The following is a 24,414-nucleotide window of genomic DNA, read 5'->3' as shown; positions in this document are numbered from 1 at the left end:
CTATACGAGTAGACCCAATGGACCGGCGGACTTTCTTAGCATCAACTGTGGCAGCCATTGTGCTGCCATTCGGCGTTTTGGCGCGCGAACTCAGGGCCTATTCCGGGCCTGAAGTCACCCGGATTGTGATCTACAAGGGACGCCGCAAAATGTACCTCATGCATGGCGCAAAGGTGCTTAAAAAATATCGGATTGGAATTGGCGGAAATCCGGTTGGACCCAAGCAATTCGAAGGCGACAGTAAGACCCCGGAAGGCAGCTATATCATAGATCGGCGCAACCCGAATTCAGCCTTCCACCTGTCTTTGGGGATTTCTTACCCGAACCAAAGAGATGAAGCATACGCCGCGTCGATGGGGCGGCGTCCAGGAGGGGATATTTTTATTCACGGACGGGCAGGCGAAAACCGGGGCAAGGGCCGCGACTGGACCGCAGGCTGTATCTCGGTTTCCGATCGCAATATCGAGAAAATCTACATGATGGTGCAAGATGGCACCCAGGTAGATATTTTTCCGTAACTTCAGATAATTACAGGCCTGAAAATTGTGATGGATTGGCTCCGATCAGGAGGGTCCACCACAGTTTTCCATTGTCTTCTTGATACCAAGCAAAGCCGATATCGGTCGCGCGCGGATCAAGAATGATATCACGGGTGTCGGATTGCTCCATCCAGGCGGACAGGGTTTCAAGTTCGGTTTCGTAGGTTTCTGAAATATTTTCACCAAGCATCAAGCCCGTGTAGCCGGAGCGGTTGACCCGATCGAGCGGCGAGGAGCCGTCAGAGCCGAAATGCCAGGGACGGTTTTGGACATGCATGTCACGCGAATGGGTCGCGGCGGCAGCGTTCAAATTGGCGTTGAGCTGAACGGGGGACGTCCCGGCGGCGGCGCGCAGCGCGTTGATCGAATCAAGGATGTGATATTGAATCTTTGCTTCATCCCGAGCATGGATTCGATAAAGCCGGGGCAAGGGTTTGCCATCGGGCCCAAGGCGTTCGGTCGGCGCGTCGCAGGCGGAGAGACCAACAAGGGCCATCATAAGGACAGCAATAATGCGAGACATTCAGACACTCCAAAAACTTTGTCTTGATGACCTAGACCCTTTGATTGCCGGGATCAAATCCTGTTCGCAACTTTTCGCTATGAAGGATTGTTTGATTTGCGACTGAGGCAATCGCGCCATATAAAGACAATGTACACGCGTTCACATACATGACTGGCTTCGTTCAATGAGTAAACTTCCGGCCCTCAAGGTCTCACGCCGCGCATTTGTTGCGGGCTCTACAGCGGTTTTGGCATTGCCAGCTTTGGCACAGACCGACAACACGACAGAGGTCGAGGGCGACATTTCAACCGTTGTGCGTCGCAATATCTCAAGTTTTCGTTCGCTGAACTGGGAACCCTATTTCAGCAATCTCAGCAATGGGGCAATCCTTGTTGATACCACATCGCGGGCGCTGCATTTTTGGAGCGAAGATCAGTCGGTCTACAAGCTCTATCCGACATCAGTTCCCTTGACCGAAGACCTGACACGTCGGGGGCGCACATCAATCATTCGCAAAGTCGAGGGGCCAAGTTGGTCTCCGACGCCCGCAATGAAAGTCCGCAATCCCGAGTGGCCGGAGTTTGTTGAGCCGGGTCCAAACAATCCGCTCGGCACGCACGCGCTTTATCTGTCTTGGCAATATTACCGAATCCACGGAACCCACGATACGCGAAAAATCGGCCGGAGATCCTCCAATGGGTGCATCGGTTTGTACAATGAGCATATCGCTGAGTTGTATTCTTTGACAAAAGTGGGAACGCAAGTGTTGCTAATTTGACGATTCTCTGTTCGAAATGAGACCTACGTTAAAGGATAAATTGATTTCTCTTCGGTTTATCTGCATTACGCATAGTGTGAAACAAACCTGACCTGCCAAATGCAGGGATCATGGAGGAATGAAAATGAAAAAATTCGCTGCTGCTGCCGTTTTTGCTTTGGCTGGCTCTGCTGCTTTTGCTGGTGGCTACTCTGCTCCGGTTATCGAAGCTCCCGTTGTCGTGGAAGAAACCTCTTCCTCGTCCGCTGGCGGTTACGTTGTACCGTTGCTGATCTTGGCACTCGTTGCCGCTGCTGTTGCTGCTGACTAATCGTCACTCGACAGTCACTCATTTTAAAGGGCAGCTCATTGAGCTGCCCTTTTCATTTTGATCATAGGGCCAGAGGCAAGACTCTATGAGCCCGCCTATACCCACCCACTCAGATTCTTACGGATTTGATCGACAAGGGCCTTGATGTGCAAAGGCTCGGCGTTGAGGCAGGGGATGTAGAGGAAATCCTCGCCGCCCGCGTGGTCAAAGCTTTCTTTGATCTCTTCGTTGATTTCCTCAAGCGTCTCAATGCAATCGGCGGAAAACGCAGGGGCACAGACGGCGATGCTTTTGTTCCCGGCTTCGGCCTGACGCGCGACCTCTTCCACAGTATAGGGTTGAAGCCAGTCTTCGGGACCGAATTTCGATTGAAACGTCGTCATGATCTGTTTGTCATCCCAGCCGAGGCGTTCCTTAAGCAGGCGAGTCGTTTTCCGGCACTGACAATGATAGGGATCGCCCCCCTCTTTCAGGTAGCGTTCTGGCAGGCCGTGATAGGAACAAATCAGGATGTCGGGCTTTTTCGCCGCCGCCGCATAGGCGCGCTCAACGGACTGCGCAAGCGCATCAATATAGGCGGGATCGTTGAAATAGGGCGGTACGGTCCGCGCGGCGGGTTGCCAGTTTTCTTCCATCAAGGCGCGGAAAAATTCGTCATTCGCGGTGGCAACTGTTGCCCCGGCATATTGCGGGTAGAGCGGGAAAAACAGGATTTTGCTACAGCCCTCAGAGACGAGTTTTTGCACCTTTGACTTGGTGGATGGGTTGCCGTAACGCATACAGAAATCAACCATCACCTCGTCACCAAACTCCTCAGAAAGCGCCGCTTTGATCGCGACTGTTTGCTCTTTGGTGATGGTCATCAATGGGCTTTCATTGGCCTCTTTGTTCCAAATGGACCGATAGGCCGCACCGGATTTGGAGGGTCTAAAGGTCAAAACGATGCCTTGCAGGATCGGTTGCCATTTCCATTTTGGATAGTCGATCACCCGCTGATCCGAGAGAAATTCATTTAAATATCGGCGCATAGACCAATAATCCGTGGCGTCGGGCGTCCCCAAATTTGACAGCAAAACCCCGATTTTCTGTTTCGGCAACTTGGGGTGGTCTTTTTGCGCGTGCATTGGACATGTGGCGTCTGCCGCATTCGTGTTCATCCGGCTTGGCTTCATAAGTCCCATGTGTCTGTCCTGATTGTTGATTTTATATAGGCTTAGGGTGGTCGGGCTGTGGATCAAGGGCTCGGGTCTGTCGGAAGTTTAAATTCCTGTGCTTGTAGCGCATCCGAGAGGCGATATTTGGCAGAGCCGGGCATCAATGGTTTCGGTTGGCTTTCATCCGGGGCCCAACCCGTCAGAAACACCAAATCAAAGGTCGCCACAAGGCGCTCCTCTTGCGCAAAATGAGTCTGATAGAGACGTTCCGTCAGGTCAAAAAGTGTCTTTGGGCTTGCGGTCATGCGCCGAGCGCCGAGCGCATTGCTTTCTCCCATGGCGCGCAGATCGGTCACGAGTTTTTTCAAATTGGGATAGGTCACACTGCGTGGGCTTTTGTCCGCCACGGGCAGGGCAAAAGAGGCGCGTTGCAACAGCGTGCCGAGATCACGCAGTTCTCCCATTGGCAGCACTCGCGGCGACAGACCGCCCAAAAGCGCGGTTTCCGCCTGTCCCAAACAGGCGCGCAATTCATGCAGCGTTTGGTCGCCGAAAAAAGCCGCGATCATCAAGCCATCCGGTTTGAGCGCGCGATTGCATTGGATGAGCTGGCCGACGGGATCATTGGCCCAGTGCAGGGACATGGCGTGGATCACCAAATCATGCGCGCCTTGTTCCAAGTCGAGCACATCGTCATCGGCAACGACGCGCGCATTGGGGAACCATTTTGACCACAGATTGGGAAATCCTGTGACAATCGCCGGCGATTTAAACGGTTTATTAACCATGCTTAACCGATCTTCGATCTCAGCGCGGGCCTCTTCATGCAAAAAGAAATCGCCCCCCATGCGCAAAGCACGGGTGCGGTATCGAGACAGGTGGTCCCGATGGATCAAAGGAACGGGGTCGGACATGGATGTGCTTTCTTTACGGTCATGTTTCAAACCTGCGGGCAATGTAGGAAGTTGACGGGGAAATGCAAACACTGGCCAAGCTGATCTACCCGGCACAATGTCTCACCTGCGACGAAATGATCGAAGTGGCGCGCGGATTGTGCCCAAAATGTTGGTCGCAAACGCCCTTTATCGTCGATCCGCCCTGTGATGCCTGCGGGCGTCCTTTGATTGGTGAGGCGCAAGAGGGTGATCTTTGCGACGACTGCCGCGCCAATCCGCGTCCTTGGGATCGGGGACGGGCCGTGATGCTATATGCGGGTAATGGCCGAGCGATGGTTTTGAAGTTCAAACATGGCGACCGCACCGATCTTGCGCGCTCCGCGGGGGCGTGGTTGGCGCGGGCGGCAGAGCCTTTGGTGTGTGAGGATACGCTTGTGGCCCCGGTGCCTCTCCACTGGCTGCGTATCGTTCAGCGGCGGTACAATCAATCCGCGTTGCTTGCCGCTCAGGTGGCGAAACTCCATGGGTTAGACTATTGTCCTGACCTATTACGCCGACCTGTTGCGACACGAAAATTGGATGGGATGACCGCAGATCAACGCCATGAAACGGTTTCAGGGGTGATCAAAGTCACACCGAAGCGCGCCAAGGTGATTGCCGGTCGGCATGTGCTTTTGATCGACGATGTGATGACCACTGGTGCGACTTTGGCGCAATGCGCGCGCACCTGTCTTGAGGCCGGTGCGTCCCATGTTTCAATTGCGGTACTGGCCCGCGTTGCCAGAGAGGTCTAAATCCTTATAGTCGCCGAAAGACCAAAGGATTTCCCATGCAACCTGTCACGCTCTACACCACCCCGATTTGTCCTTATTGCATCGCCGCCAAGCGCCTGCTTGACAGCAAAGGGGTCACCTACACCGACATCAACGTGATGGCCGAGCCCAATCGTCGCGCTGAGATGATGCAAAAGGCCCATGGTCGCCATACCGTGCCGCAGATTTTCATTGGCGACACCCATGTCGGCGGCTGTGACGAGCTGTATGCCCTTGAGCGCGCAGGGAAACTCGACCCGATTTTGGCGGAGTGATCCATGATCCGCGTTGGCCTTATCACGCTCAATTCCTCTGACGATCCGCTTGCCAATCTTGCGGTCACACAACGCTATGTGACCCAAGCCGCGGAGGCGGGGGCACAGATTGTGATGACGCCGGAGGTCACCAATTGCGTCTCAAGTGCGCGCGGGCATCAGCGAGAGGTTTTGCGCGCTGAGTCTGAAGACCCAACATTGGCTGGGCTGCGGGAAACGGCAAGATCCTATGGGATTTGGCTCTTGATTGGCTCTTTGGCCTTAAAGACAGATGATCCAGATGGGCGATTTGCCAATCGGTCTTTCCTGATCACACCAGAGGGCGAAATCGCTGCGCGTTACGATAAAATCCACATGTTTGACGTTGATGTCAGCGAAACGGAGACCTATCGCGAATCCGCGGGGTATCGTCCCGGCAATCGGGCGGTTTTGGCGAAAACGGCGTTGGGCCAGATCGGCATGGCGATTTGTTATGATCTGCGCTTCCCGCATCTGTTTCGCTCATTGGCGCAGGCAGGAGCCTACATCCTCACCGTGCCTGCGGCCTTCTCCGCCGTGACCGGGGCCGCGCATTGGGAGAGTTTGCTCAGGGCGCGGGCGATTGAGACCGGGTGTTTTGTTTTTGCTCCGGCGCAGACTGGGCAACACGTTGAAACCACGGGGTCAACGCGCCGCACCTATGGTCATTCTCTTGCCGTTTCACCCTGGGGTGAGGTGCTTTATGATGGCGGTGTTGAGCCGGGATGGGATGTGATTGACATTGATATGGGCGACGTCGCTCGTGCCAGATCGCGTATTCCTTCTCTGTCCCATGATCGTGATTTTGAGGTTCCGCAATGAGTGGCCCACCCAACAATGATTCGCTGTCTGTGGCGCTGTTTTCCGAGATTTTCATGGCGGATCAGTTGGCCCGAAACCGCCTGACCAAGGCGATGCCCAAAGGTATGGAAATCAGTCATTTTTCGGTGCTTAATCATCTTGCCCGTGCCAATGACGAAAGGTCTCCGGCGCAGCTTGCGCGCGCGTTTCACGTCACTCGCGGTGCGATGACCAACACATTGAACAAACTCGAATGGGCGGGGCATGTTCACATCCGCCCGGATTGGGACGACGCGCGCCGCAAATTTGTATCGATTTCTCCATCGGGTCGCTCGGCTCGGGATGCGGCTTTGGCGGCGATTGCGCCGATCCTGTCTGATATTGTCGAGGCGATTGGGACTGAACGGGTCAGGGCCGCACTTCCCGTTTTGCGGGAAATGCGCATTCGTCTTGAAGAAGAAAATTAGACCCTAACTTGGCTTGGTTGATGCCGTGACATAGTTCACCGACAGATCGCGGGCAGACAGAGACCAGGTCCAAAGCACCGGATTGAAGACAAAGCCTTTGCGATCTACCGGAGACAGGCCGGCCTTTTCAATCAGCGCGTACAATTCGTCTGGCGTGATGAATTTTTTCCACTCATGCGTGCCCTTCGGCAACCAGCGCATGATCACTTCGGCGCCAACAATCGCCATCATATAGCTTTTGGGGTTGCGATTGATTGTTGAGGCAATCATCAGCCCGCCGGGTTTGAGCAACATCTGACACGCGGTCATGTAGCCCTGTGGATCGGAGACATGTTCGACCACTTCCATGTTCAAAACCACGTCAAACTGTTCCCCAGCTTTGGCCAATGATTCGGCGGTGGTGTGGCGATAGTCGATCACCAGTCCAGATTTTTCCGCATGAAGCCGCGCAACGGGCAGGTTCCCGGCTGCCGCATCGGCGCCCACAACCGTCGCCCCCAATCGCGCCATAGGTTCGGACAAAAGCCCGCCACCACAACCGATATCCAGTAGCCGCAGCCCCTCAAAGGGGCGCTCGCTGGACAGATCACGCCCGAACTCAGCGGCGATTTGCGAGGTGATGTAATCAAGCCGACACGGGTTGAGCATATGCAATGGTTTAAACTTACCATTCGGGTCCCACCATTCGGCGGCCATGGCCTCGAATTTGGCGACCTCTTGCGGGTCAATGGTGGACTGATGCATTTGCATGATCCTCTCCTTCGTGTTCAACTTAGAAATCGGTTTCTATGCCGATTGATCGCTCTATATAGGAACCCCATGGATAAGGTCTCAGGCCAAAAGAGCGCATATAGTTATCTCTACCCCCAAATCGCGGTCTATGACCACCGGATGTTGGAGGTTGGGGACGGGCATCGGATTTACGTCGAGCAAAGCGGCAATCCGAAGGGTATTCCTGTGGTGGTGTTTCATGGTGGTCCGGGTGGCGGGTGTAGCCCTTATATGCGGCGCTATTTCGATCCGTCCATTTTTCGCATCATTTTGTTTGATCAACGCGGTTGCGGCAAATCGCGGCCCTTTGCCTCCGTCGAGGCCAATACGACATGGCATCTGGTCGCTGATGTTGAGCGGATCAGGGTCGAATTGGGCATTGAGCGTTGGGCTGTGTTTGGCGGAAGTTGGGGGGCGACATTGGGCGTGGCCTATACTCAAAGCCATCCCGACCGTGTCATTCACCTGGTTTTGCGCGGCGTGTTTTTGGCGCGGCAAAGTGAGTTGGATTGGTTCTATGCGGGCGGGGCGGGACAGTTTTGGCCGGAGCTTTGGGCCGAGTTTCGCGATGCGATCCCTGATGAGGAACACGATGATTTGATCGCGGCCTATCATCGGCGTTTGTTCAGTGGTAATTACCAAGAAGAGCTGCGTTTTGGACGGATCTGGTCGCGTTGGGAAAATGCGTTGGCGTCGATCGGATCGAATGGCGCGGCGGGCGAGCCTGCGCCGGATTACGCCCGGACCTTTGCGCGGTTGGAGAACCACTATTTCACCCATAAGGCGTTTTTTGATCGTGATGGTCAGTTGCTGGGTGAGATTGGCAAGATGGCCGATGTGCCCGGCACCATTGTTCAGGGGCGATTCGATATGATTTGCCCACCACATACCGCCTATGCGTTGCATAAGGTTTGGCCCAAGGCGCGGTTGATGATGGTGGGGCAGGCAGGTCACGCGATGTCTGAGCCCGGAATCACGCAGGCGCTTGTGTCGACAATGGACCGGATCGGGCAGGAGATGCGATAAGGCTTGCAGAGCGTCCTGTGGCGGCGTATAGGACTTGCCAACAGCGGCGCGTTGGGAGGTCCCAAAGCTCCACCGGGAAAGATCGACGGGCCGCGCGCCCGTTTTTTTGTGCCCTGAGACCGAGTTGGTCGATGGGTGGCCCGTGAACCCGTATCTGAGAGGCAGCCCGGACATGTCCGAACTTATTGCCAAGACAGCCATTGACCGCCGTTTGGCGGAAATCATCACCCCGGTTATCGAGGGGATGGGATTTGAACTTGTGCGCGTGCGTTTGATGTCGTCAACCAAATCGAAGACGCTTCAAATTATGGCCGAACGCCCCGATGGTGGGATCGAAGTTGACGAATGTGCGCAGATTTCGACCGCGGTTTCTGCTATTCTTGATGTCGAAGACCCAATTGAGGATGAATACACGCTTGAAGTGTCCAGTCCCGGCATTGACCGACCTTTGACCCGCCTGAAAGATTTTACATCTTTTGAAGGCTATGAGGCCAAAATTGAGACGACTGAGATGATCGACGGCCGCCGTCGGTTCAAAGGAGAGATCGCCGGTGTTGAGGGTGATGAAGTTCTCCTGACGATCGAAGAAAATGGTGAGACGCTCACCATCGGTTTGAATTTTGATTGGCTGTCAGACGCAAAACTCGTGCTGACCGATGAGCTGATCCGCGAAATGTTGCGCCAACGCAAAGCGTCCGGCGCAATTGACGAAACAAATTTTGACGAAATCCAGACCGACGACGGGTCTTCAGAGGATTGAGAGAGGACTGAGATATGGCAATCACCTCTGCAAACCAGCTTGAGCTGTTGCAAACCGCCGAGGCCGTGGCCCGCGAGAAAATGATCGACCCCGAATTGGTGGTTGAAGCGATGGAGGAAAGCCTCGCACGCGCTGCAAAGTCGCGTTATGGCTCCGAAATGGACATTCGCGTGTCCATTGACCGCAAGACTGGCCGTGCCACCTTTACCCGTGTGCGCACTGTGGTTGAGGAAGACGAGCTTGAGAATTACCAATCCGAGATGACCGTCACGCAGGCCAAACAATACATGGCCGACCCGCAAATCGGCGACGAGATCAAGGAAGAGGTTCCCCCGGTGGAGCTTGGCCGGATCGCGGCGCAATCTGCCAAGCAGGTCATCTTGCAAAAGGTGCGCGAAGCGGAGCGGGATCGTCAGTTTGACGAATTCAAAGACCGCGTCGGCACCATCATCAACGGTGTTGTGAAACGCGAAGAATATGGCAATGTGATTGTCGATGTCGGTCGTGGCGAAGCCATCCTGCGCCGCAACGAGAAAATTGGCCGCGAAACCTATCGCCCGAATGACCGCATCCGGTGTTTCATCAAAGATGTGCGCCGCGAAGCGCGCGGGCCGCAGGTGTTCCTGTCCCGCACCGCGCCGGAATTCATGTCCGAACTGTTCAAAATGGAAGTGCCGGAAATCTATGACGGCATCATCGAGATCAAAGCTGTGGCCCGTGATCCGGGTTCGCGCGCCAAGATTGCTGTGATTTCCTATGACAGCTCGATTGACCCGGTCGGTGCCTGTGTCGGTATGCGCGGTTCGCGTGTTCAGGCCGTGGTGAACGAGCTTCAGGGCGAGAAAATCGACATCATCCCGTGGAACGAAGATGCGCCGACCTTCTTGGTCAACGCGCTTCAGCCCGCCGAGGTGACGAAAGTTGTGCTCGACGAAGACGCTGGCAAAATCGAAGTTGTTGTGCCGGATGAGCAGTTGTCGCTCGCTATCGGTCGCCGCGGTCAAAACGTGCGTCTTGCGTCGCAGTTGACCGGCTTGGACATCGACATTCTGACCGAAGCTGAGGAATCTCAGCGTCGTCAGGCTGAGTTTGCCGAACGCACCAAACTGTTCATGGACAACCTCGATCTTGACGAGTTCTTTGCCCAGCTTCTGGTCTCCGAAGGGTTCACCAACCTTGAAGAAGTGGCCTATGTTGATGTGGATGAGCTTTTGGTCATCGACGGTGTGGACACAGATACGGCGTCTGAACTTCAGGCCCGTGCCCGTGACGTGTTGGAGGCTGCCAATCGTAAGGCGCTTGAGCATGCCCGCGAATTGGGTGTCGAAGACAGCCTTATTGAATTCGAAGGCCTGACACCCCAAATGATTGAAGCATTGGCCGAAGACGGTGTGAAATCCGTCGAAGATTTCGCGACCTGTGCCGATTGGGAATTGGCCGGTGGCTGGACCACAGTCAATGGCGAGCGCGTCAAGGACGACGGTGTCCTTGAAAAGTTCGACATGTCCCTGGAAGAAGCACAAAAACTGGTGATGACGGCGCGTATTCAGCTTGGCTGGGTGGATCCGTCCGATCTTGTGTCCGATGAGGACGGTGAAGTCGAAGAGGAAAGCGAAGCCTGATTTGAGGCTTTGCGACGAGGTGCTATATGACCCGAGGTGGGCAAACGAAAAACCGGGATGAGAGCGAGCGCAGTTGCATTGTGACGCGCGAAGCGCAGCCGAAGCGTGGTCTCATCCGGTTTGTTGTTAGCCCGGACGGGCTTCTCGTTCCGGATCTGTCAGAGAAACTTCCCGGTCGCGGGATTTATGTCTCGGCAGAGCGCGATGTTTTGGAAGAGGCGCTCAAAAAGCGTCTCTTTTCCAAGGCGGCGCGAATGGATTTGACGATCCCGGACGGGTTTGTCGACCTGCTTGAGGTGGGTTTGACGGACCGCGTTGTGCATTTAATCTCCTTGGCCCGTAAAGCCGGAGATGCCGTGTGTGGGTTTGAAAAAGTTAAGGGCTGGTTGGCAGATGGGCGGGCAAAAATTTTGCTTCAGGCCTCTGACGGATCAGAACGTGGCAAAGGCAAACTTTGGACGCCGGAGGGAGGCCGTTGGTTCGGTCATCTGACGAGTTCCGAATTGGGTTTGGCTTTTGGACGCGAAAGTGTGATACATGGCGCGCTCGCAGGTGGCGGACTCAGCAAACGTGTTGTAGAGGAAGCCACACGCCTGATGGGCGTGCGCGAGACAATCGGTGGAGAGGGCTCCGCCGGGAAGGGTAAGACGACGAAATGAGCGATACAGACGGCAAGAAACCCCTCGGCCTTCGGGGCGGCCCCGGATCGGTGAAACAGAGCTTTTCCCACGGGCGCACGAAGAGTGTTGTGGTCGAGACCAAGCGTAAACGAGTCGTGGTACCCAAAGCCGGGTCCGCGAAACCGTCTGCGTCGGGTGCCGGAAAAGCCCACTATGGGGACCCATCAAAACGTCCTGCGGGCATTTCCGATGCGGAAATGGAACGCCGGATGAAGGCACTGGCTGCGGCAAAATCTGCCGAAGTTCAGGATGCTAAAAACCGTGCGGAAGAAGAGAAGGCGCGCGAAGAAGAGCGCGAGCGCCGCCGCCGTGAGATTGAAGAAAAGGCACGCGAAGAAGCGGAGCGCGAAGCCGCGCTCAAAGCCAAGGAAGAAGAAGAAGCTCGGGCCAAGAAAGAGGCGGAAGACGCCAAGAAGCGCGAGGTTCAGGCGAAAAAGCCGGCCGCTGTGGCTGCGCCCAAGGTTGATGATGACCCGGCTGCGGCTCAGGTTGCTTTGCAAAAGCAAATGGACCGTGGCGGACGCCCGGTCACGCCAGCGCCGCGCGCGCGTGAGCGTGAAGAGACAGATCGCAACAACCGCAACAAAGTGGCGGACAACCGTCGCTCTGGCAAACTGACCGTGAACCAAGCGTTGACGGGCGGCGAAGGCAATCGTCATCGCTCCATGGCGTCGATGAAGCGCAAACAAGAGCGTATGCGTCAGAAGGCTATGGGCAACGAGCAGCGTGAAAAGGTTGTGCGCGATGTGCGTGTCCCGGAAGCCATTGTGGTGTCCGAGCTTGCCAACCGTATGGCCGAACGTGTGGCTGATGTGGTCAAATCGCTCATGAACATGGGCATGATGGTCACACAGAACCAATCGATTGATGCTGATACAGCCGAATTGATTGTCGAAGAATTTGGTCACCGTATTTTGCGCGTGTCCGATGCTGACGTTGAGGATGTGATCCAACAGGTTGAAGAAAAACCCGAAGATCTCAAACCGCGTCCGCCGGTTGTCACCATCATGGGGCATGTTGACCACGGGAAAACCTCCCTGCTTGATGCGATCCGCCATGCGAATGTGACTTCTGGTGAGGCGGGTGGCATCACCCAACACATCGGTGCCTATCAGGTGACCACCGATTCGGGCGCTGTTCTCAGCTTCCTCGACACGCCAGGTCACGCGGCCTTTACCTCGATGCGTGCCCGTGGTGCGCAGGTGACGGATATCGTCATTCTGGTTGTGGCTGCGGACGACTCGGTCATGCCGCAAACGATCGAAGCCATCAATCACGCCAAGGCGGCGGGTGTGCCGATGATCATCGCGATCAACAAATGCGACAAACCGGGTGCCGATCCGAACCGGGTTCGGACCGCGCTTTTGCAGCACGAAGTTGTTGTCGAAGCCATGTCCGGCGACGTGCAGGATGTGGAAGTTTCCGCGAAAACTGGCAAAGGGCTTGATCAACTCCTCGAAGCCATCGCGCTTCAGGCTGAGATCCTTGAACTGAAAGCCAACCCTGATCGCGCCGCCGAAGGTGCTGTGATTGAGGCGCAGCTTGATGTGGGCCGTGGTCCGGTGGCGACGGTGCTTGTGCAAAAAGGCACTCTGAAACGCGGCGACATTTTTGTTGTGGGCGAGCAATGGGGTAAAGTCCGCGCGCTTGTAAACGACAAAGGCGAGCGTGTGGATGAGGCTGGTCCGTCTGTTCCAGTTGAGGTGCTTGGTCTGAACGGCACGCCCGAGGCGGGTGACGTCTTGAACGTGGTCGACACCGAAGCACAGGCGCGTGAAATCGCAGAATATCGCGAACATGCGGCCAAAAACAAACGTGCTGCGGCGGGTGCTGCGACAACGTTGGATCAGCTTTTGGCGAAAGCGAAAGCCGATGAAACCGTGTCCGAATTGCCAATCTTGGTCAAAGCGGATGTGCAGGGTTCGGCCGAAGCAATCGTTCAGGCGATGGAAAAAATCGGCAACGACGAGGTGCGTGTGCGCGTTCTACACTACGGCGTGGGTGCGATCACCGAATCCGACATCGGCCTTGCTGAGGCATCTGGTGCCCCGGTCATTGGCTTTAACGTCCGTGCGAATGCTCCGGCACGCAATTCCGCCAACCAAAAAGGTGTGGAAATCCGGTATTATTCGGTGATTTACGATCTTGTGGATGATGTGAAAGCGGCGGCCTCTGGCCTTCTTTCTGCTGAGATTCGCGAGAACTTTATTGGCTACGCCCAGATCAAAGAGGTCTTTAAGGTCTCTGGTGTCGGTAAAGTTGCAGGGTGTCTTGTCACCGAAGGCGTTGCGCGTCGCTCTGCGGGTGTGCGTTTGCTGCGTGATGATGTTGTCATGCACGAAGGGACGCTCAAGACGCTCAAGCGCTTCAAGGATGAGGTCAAAGAGGTCCAGTCCGGTCAAGAATGTGGTATGGCTTTTGAGAATTACGAAGACATCCGTCCGAATGATGTCATCGAGATTTTTGAACGCGAAGAAATTCAGCGAAATCTCGAGTAACTTCGGCCAACATATCAAAACAAAAAGGCGAGCCAAACGGCTCGCCTTTTCTTTATTCTGCACGCTGATTTATAAATCAGGCGACTTTTTTGACGGAAACGGGTTTGCCCTCAAAGGTTTTATCACCAACGCGAACCTGGATGTTGCCATCGGCGGTTTCACCAACAAACAGACCTTGGACGGAAATGTATTTCCCGACAGAGATAGAACGCATCATCTTGTTTGCCCCCAACTGAAATGACGTTAGGAACAAACTAGCCTACAAATATTTAAAAATCATTCACAAATTTAAGACAAATCTGTCATTTGAGCACAAATGTTATGCAAATGAAGACATAAACCACAGAATATTCCGTTTCTGCTTTGCAGCATTTCACAAAAGGTCGCGAAGCATGGGAATCAGTGGGATGTCTGCCGGGGGCATTGGGTAGTCACGCAATTCAGAGACCTTGACCCATTTCAGCACCTGCCCCTCACGCGGATGGGGAATGCCGTTCCATTTGCGACAGGCAAACAGCGGCATCATCAGGTGAAAGTCGTCGTAGCTATGCGACGCAAAGGTCAATGGAGCGAGGCAGGAGTTCCACGTCTCAATACCAAGTTCCTCATGCAACTCACGCACAAGCGCGGCTTCGGGCGTTTCGCCGGGCTCAACTTTGCCACCGGGAAACTCCCAAAGACCCGCCATGGATTTGCCTTCGGGGCGCTGTGCCAAAAGCACGCGCCCCTCGACGTCGATCAAGGCAACTGCTGAAACGAAAACCAGTTTCACGAGCGATAATCTGCGTTGATGGTGATGTAGCCGTGGGTCAAATCGCAAGACCATACGGTGGCCGTGCCATTGTCGAGGCCAAGATCGACACGGATCACAATCTCGTCGTTCTTCATATAGGCCGCGCCCGCCTCTTCGGAATAGGAGGGCGAGACCCAGCCATCTTCGGCCACAAGAATGTCGCCAAACCAAATCTTGAGACGATCCCGCTCGGCCCGTTCGCCGGATTTACCGACAGCCATGACAATGCGACCCCAGTTCGGATCTTGGCCGGCCACAGCGGTTTTTACCAAAGGAGAATTGGCAATCGACATCGCGACACGATGCGCCGGACCATTGGCATTTGCGCCAGTGACCTGAACTTCGATCAGTTTGGTCGCGCCTTCGCCGTCGCGGGCGATTTGAATGGCGAGGTCTTTCATCACCGTATGAAGCCCTTCGCGGAAGGCATGAACACGCGGATCAGCGAAATCGGTGATCGGTGCCATATCCGCCTTGCCAGTTGCGGCCACAAGGACTGTGTCGGAGGTCGACGTGTCGCCATCCACCGTGACGCAGTTAAAGGTCTTGGCATTGTCGAGCCAGATACATTGTTGCAGCACATCGCGGGAGATGTTTGCGTCGGTGAAGATATAGGACAGCATCGTCGCCATATCGGGTGCAATCATGCCGGAGCCTTTGGCGATCCCGGCGATTTTGACGGTCGCGCCGTCAAGCTGAACCGTCTGTGTGGCGCCTTTGGCAAAGGTGTCCGTGGTCATGATCGCGCGGGCGGCTGTGCTGATCCCGGCCTCGTCCAACGCGGCCTCAAGATCGGCGATTTTGGCGGTGATCCGCTCCCATTTCAGGGGCTCGCCGATGACGCCGGTGGAGGAGGTGAAGACGCGGGTTTGATCAATGCCCATGGTGTCTGCCACCGCTTTGGTGATCTTTTGCACCGCATCCATGCCGTTTTTTCCGGTGAAGGCATTGGAATTGCCAGAGTTGACCAAAATCGCGGCTTTGCCCGAACCATCGAGGCCGATCTTGTCCTGACAGTCCAGCACGGCAGCGGAACGTGTTGAGGAGCGGGTGAAAACGCCGGCCATGGCCGTTCCGTCGCACAGTTCCGCCAGCATCACGTCAACGCGGCCGGTGTAGCGCACGCCCGCCTCCAAGGCGGCAAAACGCACGCCGTTGATGACGGGTAACTCGGGAAAGCCCGATTTGGGCGCGAGCGGGGAAACATGTTCGATTTTGGCCATGGTCGGCGTCCTTGCTACAAACGATCTTAGTTGGCGAGCAAATCATCCATCCGCAACACGGAGGGATCAATGCCGTCAACACGCTCAACTGCGCCATCCGATTCGAGGGAGGCGATTTTGTCCTGAATGGCTTTGTCTTGGATTTCTGCGGCCAATTCATCCTGTACGTCGGCCAGAGGCGGCACCTCGGACAGGCGCGTTTCCATCAGTTTGATCACATGCCAGCCAAATTGGGTCTGGACGGGCGCGGAGACAGTGCCTTCTTCCATGCCAACGACGACCTGTTCAAATTCGGGCACCATCATGCCAAGGCCAAACCAGCCAAGATCGCCGCCGTTCGGACCCGACGGACCCGTCGATTTTTCGCGTGCGAGATCGGCAAAATCTGCACCAGCCTCCAGATCGGCAATAAGCGCTTTTGCCTCATCTTCGGTTTCCACCAAAATATGCGCGGCGTGGTATTCACGGCCTGGCTCAAATTCGGCGAATTTGGCGTCATAGGCGGCTTTGAGGGCGGCGTCATTCACCGCCTCTTTGGCGATGGTTTCAAGCATGGAACCGGCAATCACGACGCGTTCTTCATTCTCGATCTGGTATTTCAGGGCCTCACCAATCTCGCCTGCGGATTGTTTGAGAATCTCCTGCTGGACGATCTGATTGAGGATTCCGTCGTAAAGCTGTTCGTCGGTCAAGCTTTGATATTGCGGGGGAAGACTTTGGCGTGCAGCGATGAGATGACCAACGGTGATCTGTGTGCCGTTGATTGTTGCGACCACAGTTTGAGCGGTCACATCTTCGGCATGAAGCGGACTCATGGCAAAAAACGCGGCGGAAATGAGAGCTGCGGCCCCAGAAATGCGGTATTTCATCGAGAAAATCCTTCCTGTCGTCCCCATATCGGGGCGCGACGTTGACACTGTTGATGTGGCCCCTTACATCGCCTTAGGTCACTGAAGAGGAGCCTTCCGCCTGTTTCTATGGGGTGAATGGCACTGGGGCAATCCCTCCTCTCACACGATCCTGTCAGGACGCATTGAGCGGAGAGAATATGCTGGGCATCGGTACACTCGCGAAAAAGGTTTTTGGGACCCCTAACGATCGCAAGATCAAGGCGACCCGCCCTCTCGTGGCTAAAATCAACGCGCTGGAACCAGAGTTTGAAAAGCTTGATGACGCTGGTTTGATCGCAAAAACCGAAGAATTTAGAAAGCGGGTGGCGGAAGGTGAAAGCCTTGATGCGCTTTTGCCGGAGGCCTTTGCCAACTGTCGCGAAGCGGCGCGCCGCGCGCTTGGCCTACGCGCCTTTGACACGCAGTTGATGGGCGGAATTTTCCTCCATGAAGGCAACATTGCCGAGATGAAAACCGGTGAGGGCAAGACCCTTGTGGCGACTTTCCCCTGTTATCTCAATGCGCTGTCCGGTCAGGGCGTTCACGTCGTGACCGTCAACGAATACTTGGCCAAACGCGATTCTGAATGGATGGCGAATGTGTTTGAAGCGCTGGGGATGACCTGTGCCTCGATCTATAGTCAGCAGCCCGAAGACGAGAAACGCGCGGCTTATGCCTGTGACGTGACCTATGCCACGAACAACGAGCTTGGGTTTGATTACCTGCGCGACAATATGAAATCCGAACTGGGTGAAATGGTTCAGCGCGGGCATCATTTTGCCATCGTCGATGAGGTCGACTCGATCCTGATCGACGAGGCGCGCACGCCTTTGATCATTTCCGGTCCTTCCGATGACCGGTCTGAGCTGTACCTGACCATCGACACATTGATCCCGGAATTGACCGACGCGCATTTCGAGCTTGATGAGAAAACCCGTCAGGTGACCTTTACCGAAGAGGGCAACGAATTCCTTGAACAGCGCCTGCATCAGGCGGGTCTTTTGGCCGAGGGTCAGACGCTTTACGATCCCGAAAGCACCACCATCGTGCACCATGTGAACCAAGGTTTGCGGGCGCATAAGCTGTTTCAGAACGGTGTTCACTACATTGTGCGCAACGGTGAGGTCGCGTTGATCGACGAATTCACCGGACGTATGATGTCGGGCCGTCGTCTGTCGGAGGGTCTGCATCAGGCGATCGAAGCGAAAGAGGGTGTCGAGATCAAACCCGAGAACATCACCATGGCATCGGTGACGTTCCAAAACTATTTCCGTCTGTATAACAAACTCTCCGGCATGACCGGGACAGCGGTCACCGAGGCCGAAGAGTTCATGGAGATTTACAAACTTGGGGTGGTCGAAGTGCCGACCAACCGTCCGATTCAACGTCTCGACGAGCATGATCGGGTCTATCGCACGGAGGCGGAAAAACTGGCCGCCGTGGTCGACTCCATCCGCGAAGCGCATGAAAAAGGTCAGCCGGTTCTTGTTGGCACCACCTCGATTGATAAGTCTGAGGATCTGTCAAAACTTTTGACCAAAGAAGGTATTGTCCACAATGTGTTGAACGCCCGTCATCACGAGCAAGAAGCACAGATCGTGGGGGACGCTGGCAAATACGGCGCGGTGACCATCGCGACCAACATGGCCGGGCGCGGCACCGACATCAAACTCGGCGGCAATGTTGAGATGAAGGTGATGGAGGCGCTTGCCGCCAATCCAGACGCCCATCCCGACACCATCCGCGCGCAAATCGAGGCCGAACATGCCGCCGAAGAGCAGCGCGTGCTTGAGGCGGGCGGGCTTTATGTTTTGGCCACCGAGCGTCACGAAAGCCGCCGTATCGACAATCAGCTCCGTGGCCGTTCTGGCCGTCAGGGCGATCCGGGTCGTTCGCTGTTTTTCTTGTCGCTCGAAGATGACCTGATGCGGATTTTCGGCTCTGATCGTCTCGACAAAATGCTGTCGTCTTTGGGGATGAAAGAGGGTGAGGCGATTGTGCACCCTTGGGTCAACAAATCCCTCGCCAAAGCACAGGCGAAGGTCGAAGGCCGTAACTTTGACATTCGCAAACAGCTTTTGAAATTCGACGACGTGATGAACGATCAGCGCAAGGTGGTGTTTTCCCAGCGCCGTGGCATCATGGAAGCCGCCGACGTGAACGAGATCGTGGCCGATATGCGCCATGAGGTGATCGAAGAACTGGTCGCAGAGGCCATTCCGCCGAAATCCTATCCCGATCAATGGGATGTTCCAAAACTGCAAGAGTCTATTGTTGAGACCCTCAACATGGGCCTCCCGGTGCAAGATTGGGCGGACGAAGAGGGCGTCGATGATGAGGCAATCATTGATCGCATTGCCGAACAGTCCGATGCGATGATGGCGGAAAAAGCGGCGGCCTTTGGCGACGACCAAATGCGTCAGATCGAAAAGCAATTCCTGCTGAACACCATCGACACCAAATGGCGCGAGCATCTTATGACGCTCGAACATCTGCGCTCTGTTGTTGGCTTTCGTGGCTATGCACAGCGTGACCCGCTCAACGAGTATAAAAACGAAAGCTTCCAGCTTTTTGAAACCATGCTCGACAGCTTGCGCACGGAAGTGACCCAAAAACTGTCGCGTGTACGCCCGATGACCGAAGAAGAGCGCAACGCGATGTTGCAGCAACTTATGGAACAGCAAGCCGCTGCGGCGGCGGGTGCTCAACCGGTTGCCCCGGATCAAGACGCTGATTTGAGCCTTGATGCCGCTCCCGGTTTTGATGAGGCGGATGTGACAACCTGGGGCAATCCAGGTCGCAATGATCTCTGCCCCTGTGGCTCTGGCAAAAAATTCAAACACTGCCACGGCGCTGTTTGAATACCTCACTTATACAACAGTTTAGCCCGCTTCCGATCGCCGGAGGCGGGCTTTTTCTTGCCGCAATGCGACCTCAGAAAAATCAGATTTCTCCACTACATCCTTAACAAATGGTCAAGGGTTTGGTGGAGAATGTAATGCTCCCTAAGGGTAAAATTTTAACCGCTGTAGGCACGTTGCTCGCCGCTTTTGCGATTGGATATGCCATGCAAGGTGGCGCCGTTGCAGCGCGCATTGATCCCGCCGATGAGAACCTTGGGCAAACACCGTCTTTGGCATCGGGCGTACCGCTTCCTCCCGCGGCGCTCGTCGTCGAGGCTCCAGCCCTTATAAAAGAATCCCCTCTGCTGCGCGTGGCTGCCCTGGAGCAAAATCACCTGTCCCCTGCTGCGATCTCTGATGCTTTGCAGGCCTCGGACGACAGTATGTGCCCCGTCAGCTTAAAGGCCGTTTCAATGGCTGATGCGATGGTTGGGCTCACTATCGCCGCCCCCTGCGCTGCGGATCAAACCGTCACTTTCACTCATGCGGGTCTACAGTTTTCCGCTCTTCTGGATGCCAGTGGCGACCTCTTTCTTGCTGTGCCCGCCTTAGAAAAATCTGCGCGCTTTGAGGCGACGCTTGCGTCCGGTGCGCAGGTTGAAACCAGTTTGGATGTCTTCACCATCGACACCTATTCCCGTGTCGTTTTGCAATGGATTGGTGAGGCTCATCTTCAGTTGCACGCTTTTGAAAACGGAGCCGAGTTTGGCACTGTGGGTCATATTTGGAGCGAAGCGCCCTCAGAACCCACACGCGCCAGAGCGTCTCATTCCGGCTATATGATTGAATTAGGCTCAGAAATTGCGCCACAGGCTGCCCATTCTCAGATCTATTCTTTTCCTGTTGATTGGGCGAAAACCGAGACCCATGTCGCATTGGTTGTCGAAGCTGAAGTGACACAAGCCACCTGTGGTCGCCAAATTGGTGGTAAGATATTTGAGATTGCGCCCTTCGCCCCAACGAAAGGCCAGAGCTTTTTTGTCGATATGCCGGATTGTCATGCGATTGGCGACTTTATCCAGTTGAAAAATATCATCCCAGAGTTGAAAATCGCCAGCAACTGATTGCCCCCGGTTTTCATGCGAGGCTAAGCGCTCATGTCCAGTCAAAGTGCGGCGAAAATCGTCGCATTGACCCTTTCCTTGTTCTTGCCTCTCATGGTGCAAGCCCAAGACGTAAACCTTCTGTCACGCGATGGGGCAATTTCAATCTCAGGCACGTTTCTGAGTTTCGATGGGGAATTCTACCGCGTCGATACGGATCTGGGTGTTCTGACCGTCGACGGTACAGGCGTGCAATGTGAGGGGCCGGGCTGTCCCGAACTTGATGGGTATTATGCCCAAATTCGTCTGTCTGGCGATCCCACCGGTATGTCGGACCTGGTCCCTGCTTTGATTACGGCTTTCGCCCTGCGCAATGGCTATGTGGTCGAGGAAGAGCCGGGGGTCGATGGTCAAACGGCGCTTTTGCTTTTGGACGCTGAGAGCAAACTGGTCGCTGGCGAATTTTTGATCGCACCGACCTCAAGCGGTGAAGGTTTCGCGGATCTCGTTTCCGAGAATACCGATGTTGTTGTGTCGTTGCGCAAAGTGTCTCCCATGGAGCGATCGTTGGCGCAGGAGGCGGGTGTTGGCGATCTGTCCGATCCCCTGCGCGCGCGCGTGATTGGTTTGGATGCTTTGGTGCCTGTCGTGTCACGTTCAAACTTGCTTGAGGGGCTGTCGCTCACCGATCTGTCCAATATTTATACTGGGTCGGTCACAAATTGGAGCGAAGTTGGCGGCGCTGATGCTCCCGTGTCGCGCCATGTGATGCGCGACGATTTGCGAGAGGGCAGCGAATTTCGCCGCATGATTCTTGCCAAAGGGACGTCTGCGACAGACGAGTTGGCCATACATGACAGCTACGCGGCGTTGAGTGCTGCGGTTGAGCATGACCCATATGCCATCGGATTGGGGCGAATGTCGGCAGGTGGGTCGGTCAAACCGCTTGGGCTGACGGGGGCTTGTGGATTTGAAGCGCAAGCCATCGCGCCGGACATCAAAACCGAAGACTATCCGCTGACCCGTCCCGTCTTTCTCTACACACCCGCGCGGCGTTTGCCGAAATTGGCGCGAGAGTTTCTTGAGTTTTCTGTGTCGCCCGCAGCGCAGGTTGTCGTTGCACGCACGGCTTTTGTGGATCAAGGGGTGGACCACCTGTCGTTCCGCGATCAGGGCCGCCGATTTGCCAATGCAATCACCCATGCCGGTGATGAAATCTCGCTTGATGATCTCCAAGATGTGACCGCGGCCCTGCAGGGGGCCAAGCGGCTGACTTTGGGGTTTCGCTTTGAAGGGGGTGCCATCGGTCTTGATGCGCAATCGCGGTCCAACGTGCATTTGCTTGCGGAACTGATTGAAGCGGGGGTCTATGACGGCAAAGAATTGATGTTTGCGGGATTTTCCGACGGCGAAGGTGCCGCGCCAGTCAACCGCGCACTCTCGGAGCGGCGGGCCAATGCTGTGCTGTTGGCCGTGCGCCGTGCGCTTGGGGAAGCCTTTGAACCAGATCGGCTACAATTGAGCGTCCAAGGCTATGGCGAAGTCATGCCGCTTGCCTGCGATGACGTTGCTTGGGGTCGGTCGCTAAATCGTCGGGTGGAAATTTGGCTCAGAGAATTAAACTAAATCAGAGATAGCCTGACCCACGAAAACTCAGCTCAGTCGATTTTCCAATGATCAGGTGATCGTGGAGCTGAATGTCGAGCGTCTCGGCGGCATCGCGGATTTGATTGGTCATGGTGATGTCTGCGTCTGATGGCGTCGGGTCGCCAGAGGGATGGTTGTGCACAAGAATGAGCGCAGAAGCATTGAGTTCAAGTGCTCTTTTAACCACCTCACGCGGGTAGACCGGCACATGATCCACCGTGCCGCGCGCCTGTTCTTCATCGGCAATGAGGATATTCTTACGGTCCAGATAGAGCACGCGAAACTGTTCGGTTTCACGATGCGCCATGGTGGTGTGGCAATAGTCCAAAACCGCATCCCAGCTTGAAATCACCGGGCGTTGCATGACGCGGGCGCGGGCAAGACGATGCGCTGCGGCCTCGACGATTTTCAGTTCCTGCGCCACGCTAACATCCATACCTTCGACCTCCAAAAGTCGAGAAATGGGTGCGGATATAACGCGGTTGAAATCGCCAAAACCCTCGATCAGAGCCGCCGCAATCGGTTTCACATCCGCACGCGGAAGAGCGCGGTAGAGGATGAGTTCCAAAAGTTCGTAATCCGGCATCGCCTGCGCGCCGCCATCAAAAAAGCGATCCTGAAGATGCTTTTTATGATTGCGCAGGTAGCTTGGTGGACGCGACGGGAGGACAACGGGACGGGCCTCGTCGAGATCGAAGAGCCAGTCGGGCATTTCGCGAAACGCGGAGGGGTGCGGTGTTGTGGTCATGGAGTGAATCCATCCCACGATTCGCTAAAAAAGTAGTTAACGGCTTTTAACCGGCGGCATAAATTTATACGCCGCCAGTCAAAAGGTTTAGCTTTTCATTCCATCCCAAAAAGTCTTTACCTTTTTGAAAAAGCTAGAACTTTCCGGGTTGTTGTTGTCTTCACCGAGCTTTTCAAACTCTTGAAGCAACTCTTTTTGTTTCGAGGTCAAATTGACGGGGGTCTCTACCGAAAGCTCGATGAACATGTCACCCTGGCCACCGCCACGCAGCGCAGGCATGCCTTTGGCGCGCAGGCGCATTTGACGGCCAGATTGGCTACCCGCAGGGATTTTCACGCGGGAGCGGCCACCGTCAATGGTCGGCACTTCGATGTCACCACCAAGCGCGGCTGTGGCCATAGAGACGGGGACGGAGCAATGCAAATGCACGCCGTCGCGTTCAAACAGATTGTGCGGCCGGACCTCGATGAAAATATAGAGATCACCCGTGGGACCGCCACGAAGCCCCGCCTCGCCTTCACCAGCAAGGCGAATGCGCGTGCCGGTTTCGACACCTGCGGGAATGTTCACAGACAGGGAGCGCTCTTTTTCAACGCGCCCGGCACCGCGACAATCGGGGCAGGGGTCTTTGATCGTCTGGCCTAGGCCACCACAGGCCGGACAGGTGCGTTCAACGGTGAAAAAGCCTTGTTGCGCGCGGACCTTGCCCATGCCTGAGCAGGACGGACAGGTTTGCGGTTCAGCACCGTTCGCAGCGCCTGTGCCACTGCAGCCCGTGCAGGCAACGGAGGTCGGGACAGTGATGGTCTTTTGTGCGCCCTTATAGGCTTCCTCTAAGGTGATACGCATGTCGTAGCGTAGGTCTGCGCCGCGTTGTGCGCGCGACCGCTGACCGCCGCGTTGACCGCCCATGAAATCGCCAAACAGGTCATCGAACACGTCAGAGAAGGCCGACGAGAAATCGCCATGACCGCCACCAAAGCCGCCACCAGGACGTCCGCCACCGCCCATGCCACCCTGTTCAAAAGCGGCATGACCAAATCGGTCATAGGCGGCCTTTTTATCCGGGTCTTTGAGCGTGTCGTAGGCTTCGTTCGCTTCTTTGAACTTGGCCTCTGCTTCGGGATTGTCTTTGTTGCGGTCGGGGTGAAATTCCATCGCTTTCTTGCGATAGGCTTTTTTCAATTCCCCAGCATCCGCGCCTTTGTTGACGCCAAGCACCTCATAGAAATCGCGTTTTGCCATGGATTTGATC

At 55.4% G+C, this 24,414-nt stretch carries 25 protein-coding genes; 15 read left to right on the top strand and 10 right to left on the bottom strand.

The window, feature by feature from the left end; genetic code table 11:
- Positions 1–17: 17 nt before the first annotated feature.
- The gene (locus tag BLT54_RS09575) at positions 18–518 is read left to right on the top strand and encodes a L,D-transpeptidase family protein (protein ID WP_074644147.1); all 501 of its coding nucleotides are present in this window, start codon (positions 18–20) and stop codon (positions 516–518) included.
- A gap of 10 nt (positions 519–528) precedes the next feature.
- Here the strand turns inward: BLT54_RS09575 and dalA are convergent, their stop codons facing one another.
- Positions 529–1,062 (bottom strand): divisome-associated lipoprotein DalA, encoded by a 534-nt coding sequence (gene dalA / locus BLT54_RS09570; RefSeq protein ID WP_074644144.1) that lies wholly within the window; start codon positions 1,060–1,062, stop codon positions 529–531.
- 166 nt (positions 1,063–1,228) lie between these two features.
- Between dalA and BLT54_RS09565 the strand changes: the two genes are divergently transcribed.
- Positions 1,229–1,822, top strand: a complete 594-nt coding sequence (locus BLT54_RS09565) for a L,D-transpeptidase (protein ID WP_074644141.1) — start codon at positions 1,229–1,231, stop codon at positions 1,820–1,822.
- A gap of 124 nt (positions 1,823–1,946) precedes the next feature.
- Positions 1,947–2,132, top strand: a complete 186-nt coding sequence (locus BLT54_RS09560; RefSeq protein WP_009570367.1) for a hypothetical protein — start codon at positions 1,947–1,949, stop codon at positions 2,130–2,132.
- A 95-nt stretch (positions 2,133–2,227) separates the two neighbouring features.
- Here BLT54_RS09560 and hemH read toward each other — a convergent pair whose 3' ends face one another.
- Complete coding sequence (hemH, locus tag BLT54_RS09555; protein WP_425429330.1) at positions 2,228–3,313, bottom strand: ferrochelatase; 1,086 nt, start codon at positions 3,311–3,313, stop codon at positions 2,228–2,230.
- Between the two features lie 53 nt (positions 3,314–3,366).
- The gene (locus tag BLT54_RS09550) at positions 3,367–4,200 is read right to left on the bottom strand and encodes a methyltransferase domain-containing protein (RefSeq protein WP_074644136.1); all 834 of its coding nucleotides are present in this window, start codon (positions 4,198–4,200) and stop codon (positions 3,367–3,369) included.
- Between the two features lie 62 nt (positions 4,201–4,262).
- Here BLT54_RS09550 and BLT54_RS09545 point away from each other — a divergent pair, with 62 nt between their 5' ends.
- From BLT54_RS09545 to BLT54_RS09530, 4 genes are read left to right on the top strand one after another with little or no spacing between them, the layout of a single operon-like run.
- On the top strand, positions 4,263–4,976 hold the full coding sequence (locus BLT54_RS09545; RefSeq protein ID WP_074644133.1) for a ComF family protein: 714 nt from the start codon (positions 4,263–4,265) through the stop codon (positions 4,974–4,976).
- A gap of 35 nt (positions 4,977–5,011) precedes the next feature.
- Positions 5,012–5,269 (top strand): glutaredoxin 3, encoded by a 258-nt coding sequence (gene grxC / locus BLT54_RS09540; RefSeq protein ID WP_074644129.1) that lies wholly within the window; start codon positions 5,012–5,014, stop codon positions 5,267–5,269.
- A gap of 6 nt (positions 5,270–5,275) precedes the next feature.
- Complete coding sequence (locus tag BLT54_RS09535) at positions 5,276–6,109, top strand: carbon-nitrogen hydrolase family protein (RefSeq protein ID WP_074644481.1); 834 nt, start codon at positions 5,276–5,278, stop codon at positions 6,107–6,109.
- A complete protein-coding gene (locus tag BLT54_RS09530; RefSeq protein WP_074644124.1) occupies positions 6,106–6,555 on the top strand; it encodes a MarR family winged helix-turn-helix transcriptional regulator in 450 nt (149 codons plus the stop codon). The genes BLT54_RS09535 and BLT54_RS09530 overlap by 4 nt, the downstream gene beginning before the upstream one ends.
- A 3-nt stretch (positions 6,556–6,558) precedes the next feature.
- Here the strand turns inward: BLT54_RS09530 and ubiG are convergent, their stop codons facing one another.
- A complete protein-coding gene (gene ubiG / locus BLT54_RS09525; RefSeq protein WP_074644121.1) occupies positions 6,559–7,305 on the bottom strand; it encodes a bifunctional 2-polyprenyl-6-hydroxyphenol methylase/3-demethylubiquinol 3-O-methyltransferase UbiG in 747 nt (248 codons plus the stop codon).
- Between the two features lie 69 nt (positions 7,306–7,374).
- Between ubiG and pip the strand changes: the two genes are divergently transcribed.
- The 5 genes from pip (at position 7,375) to infB (ending at position 13,912) form a co-directional block, all read left to right on the top strand.
- Entirely contained in the window at positions 7,375–8,352 is a 978-nt protein-coding gene (gene pip / locus BLT54_RS09520; protein WP_074644118.1) for a prolyl aminopeptidase, read from the top strand.
- A 172-nt stretch (positions 8,353–8,524) separates the two neighbouring features.
- Positions 8,525–9,112, top strand: coding sequence for a ribosome maturation factor RimP (gene rimP, locus BLT54_RS09515; protein WP_074644115.1), 588 nt, complete (start codon positions 8,525–8,527; stop codon positions 9,110–9,112).
- A 14-nt stretch (positions 9,113–9,126) separates the two neighbouring features.
- Positions 9,127–10,734 (top strand): transcription termination factor NusA, encoded by a 1,608-nt coding sequence (nusA, locus tag BLT54_RS09510; protein WP_074644111.1) that lies wholly within the window; start codon positions 9,127–9,129, stop codon positions 10,732–10,734.
- A gap of 26 nt (positions 10,735–10,760) precedes the next feature.
- The gene (locus BLT54_RS09505; RefSeq protein ID WP_074644107.1) at positions 10,761–11,393 is read left to right on the top strand and encodes an RNA-binding protein; all 633 of its coding nucleotides are present in this window, start codon (positions 10,761–10,763) and stop codon (positions 11,391–11,393) included.
- On the top strand, positions 11,390–13,912 hold the full coding sequence (infB, locus tag BLT54_RS09500; RefSeq protein ID WP_074644104.1) for a translation initiation factor IF-2: 2,523 nt from the start codon (positions 11,390–11,392) through the stop codon (positions 13,910–13,912). Before BLT54_RS09505 ends, infB begins: the two co-directional genes overlap by 4 nt.
- A 76-nt stretch (positions 13,913–13,988) precedes the next feature.
- Here the strand turns inward: infB and BLT54_RS22540 are convergent, their stop codons facing one another.
- The 4 genes from BLT54_RS22540 to BLT54_RS09485 form a co-directional block, all read right to left on the bottom strand.
- Complete coding sequence (locus tag BLT54_RS22540) at positions 13,989–14,129, bottom strand: hypothetical protein (RefSeq protein WP_009570345.1); 141 nt, start codon at positions 14,127–14,129, stop codon at positions 13,989–13,991.
- Between the two features lie 156 nt (positions 14,130–14,285).
- The gene (mutT, locus tag BLT54_RS09495; protein ID WP_009570344.1) at positions 14,286–14,684 is read right to left on the bottom strand and encodes an 8-oxo-dGTP diphosphatase MutT; all 399 of its coding nucleotides are present in this window, start codon (positions 14,682–14,684) and stop codon (positions 14,286–14,288) included.
- Positions 14,681–15,928 carry a bifunctional glutamate N-acetyltransferase/amino-acid acetyltransferase ArgJ gene (gene argJ / locus BLT54_RS09490; protein ID WP_074644101.1) on the bottom strand — a complete coding sequence of 416 codons (1,248 nt, stop codon included), beginning with the start codon at positions 15,926–15,928 and terminating at the stop codon, positions 14,681–14,683. The genes mutT and argJ overlap by 4 nt, the downstream gene beginning before the upstream one ends.
- 26 nt (positions 15,929–15,954) lie before the next feature.
- Positions 15,955–16,797, bottom strand: a complete 843-nt coding sequence (locus BLT54_RS09485) for a peptidylprolyl isomerase (protein WP_074644097.1) — start codon at positions 16,795–16,797, stop codon at positions 15,955–15,957.
- Positions 16,798–16,976: 179 nt separating this feature from the next.
- Here BLT54_RS09485 and secA point away from each other — a divergent pair, with 179 nt between their 5' ends.
- The 3 genes from secA to BLT54_RS09470 all read left to right on the top strand — a co-directional run bounded on the left by secA (position 16,977) and on the right by BLT54_RS09470 (position 22,390).
- On the top strand, positions 16,977–19,679 hold the full coding sequence (secA, locus tag BLT54_RS09480; RefSeq protein ID WP_074644093.1) for a preprotein translocase subunit SecA: 2,703 nt from the start codon (positions 16,977–16,979) through the stop codon (positions 19,677–19,679).
- 122 nt (positions 19,680–19,801) lie between these two features.
- Entirely contained in the window at positions 19,802–20,785 is a 984-nt protein-coding gene (locus BLT54_RS09475) for a hypothetical protein (protein ID WP_143026787.1), read from the top strand.
- Positions 20,786–20,818: 33 nt separating this feature from the next.
- Positions 20,819–22,390, top strand: a complete 1,572-nt coding sequence (locus BLT54_RS09470; RefSeq protein WP_074644085.1) for a phosphate ABC transporter substrate-binding/OmpA family protein — start codon at positions 20,819–20,821, stop codon at positions 22,388–22,390.
- A gap of 1 nt (position 22,391) precedes the next feature.
- Here BLT54_RS09470 and radC read toward each other — a convergent pair whose 3' ends face one another.
- Positions 22,392–23,159, bottom strand: a complete 768-nt coding sequence (radC, locus tag BLT54_RS09465) for a RadC family protein (protein WP_074644082.1) — start codon at positions 23,157–23,159, stop codon at positions 22,392–22,394.
- An 87-nt stretch (positions 23,160–23,246) separates the two neighbouring features.
- Complete coding sequence (dnaJ, locus tag BLT54_RS09460) at positions 23,247–24,404, bottom strand: molecular chaperone DnaJ (protein WP_074644078.1); 1,158 nt, start codon at positions 24,402–24,404, stop codon at positions 23,247–23,249.
- Positions 24,405–24,414: the final 10 nt, after the last annotated feature.

It is taken from the genome of Celeribacter baekdonensis (genome assembly GCF_900102315.1).
In the GTDB taxonomy this organism is placed as follows: Bacteria; Pseudomonadota; Alphaproteobacteria; order Rhodobacterales; family Rhodobacteraceae; genus Celeribacter; species Celeribacter baekdonensis.
Note: the sequence above shows the minus strand (reverse complement) of the source record. Positions and strands in the feature narration are given on the sequence as shown.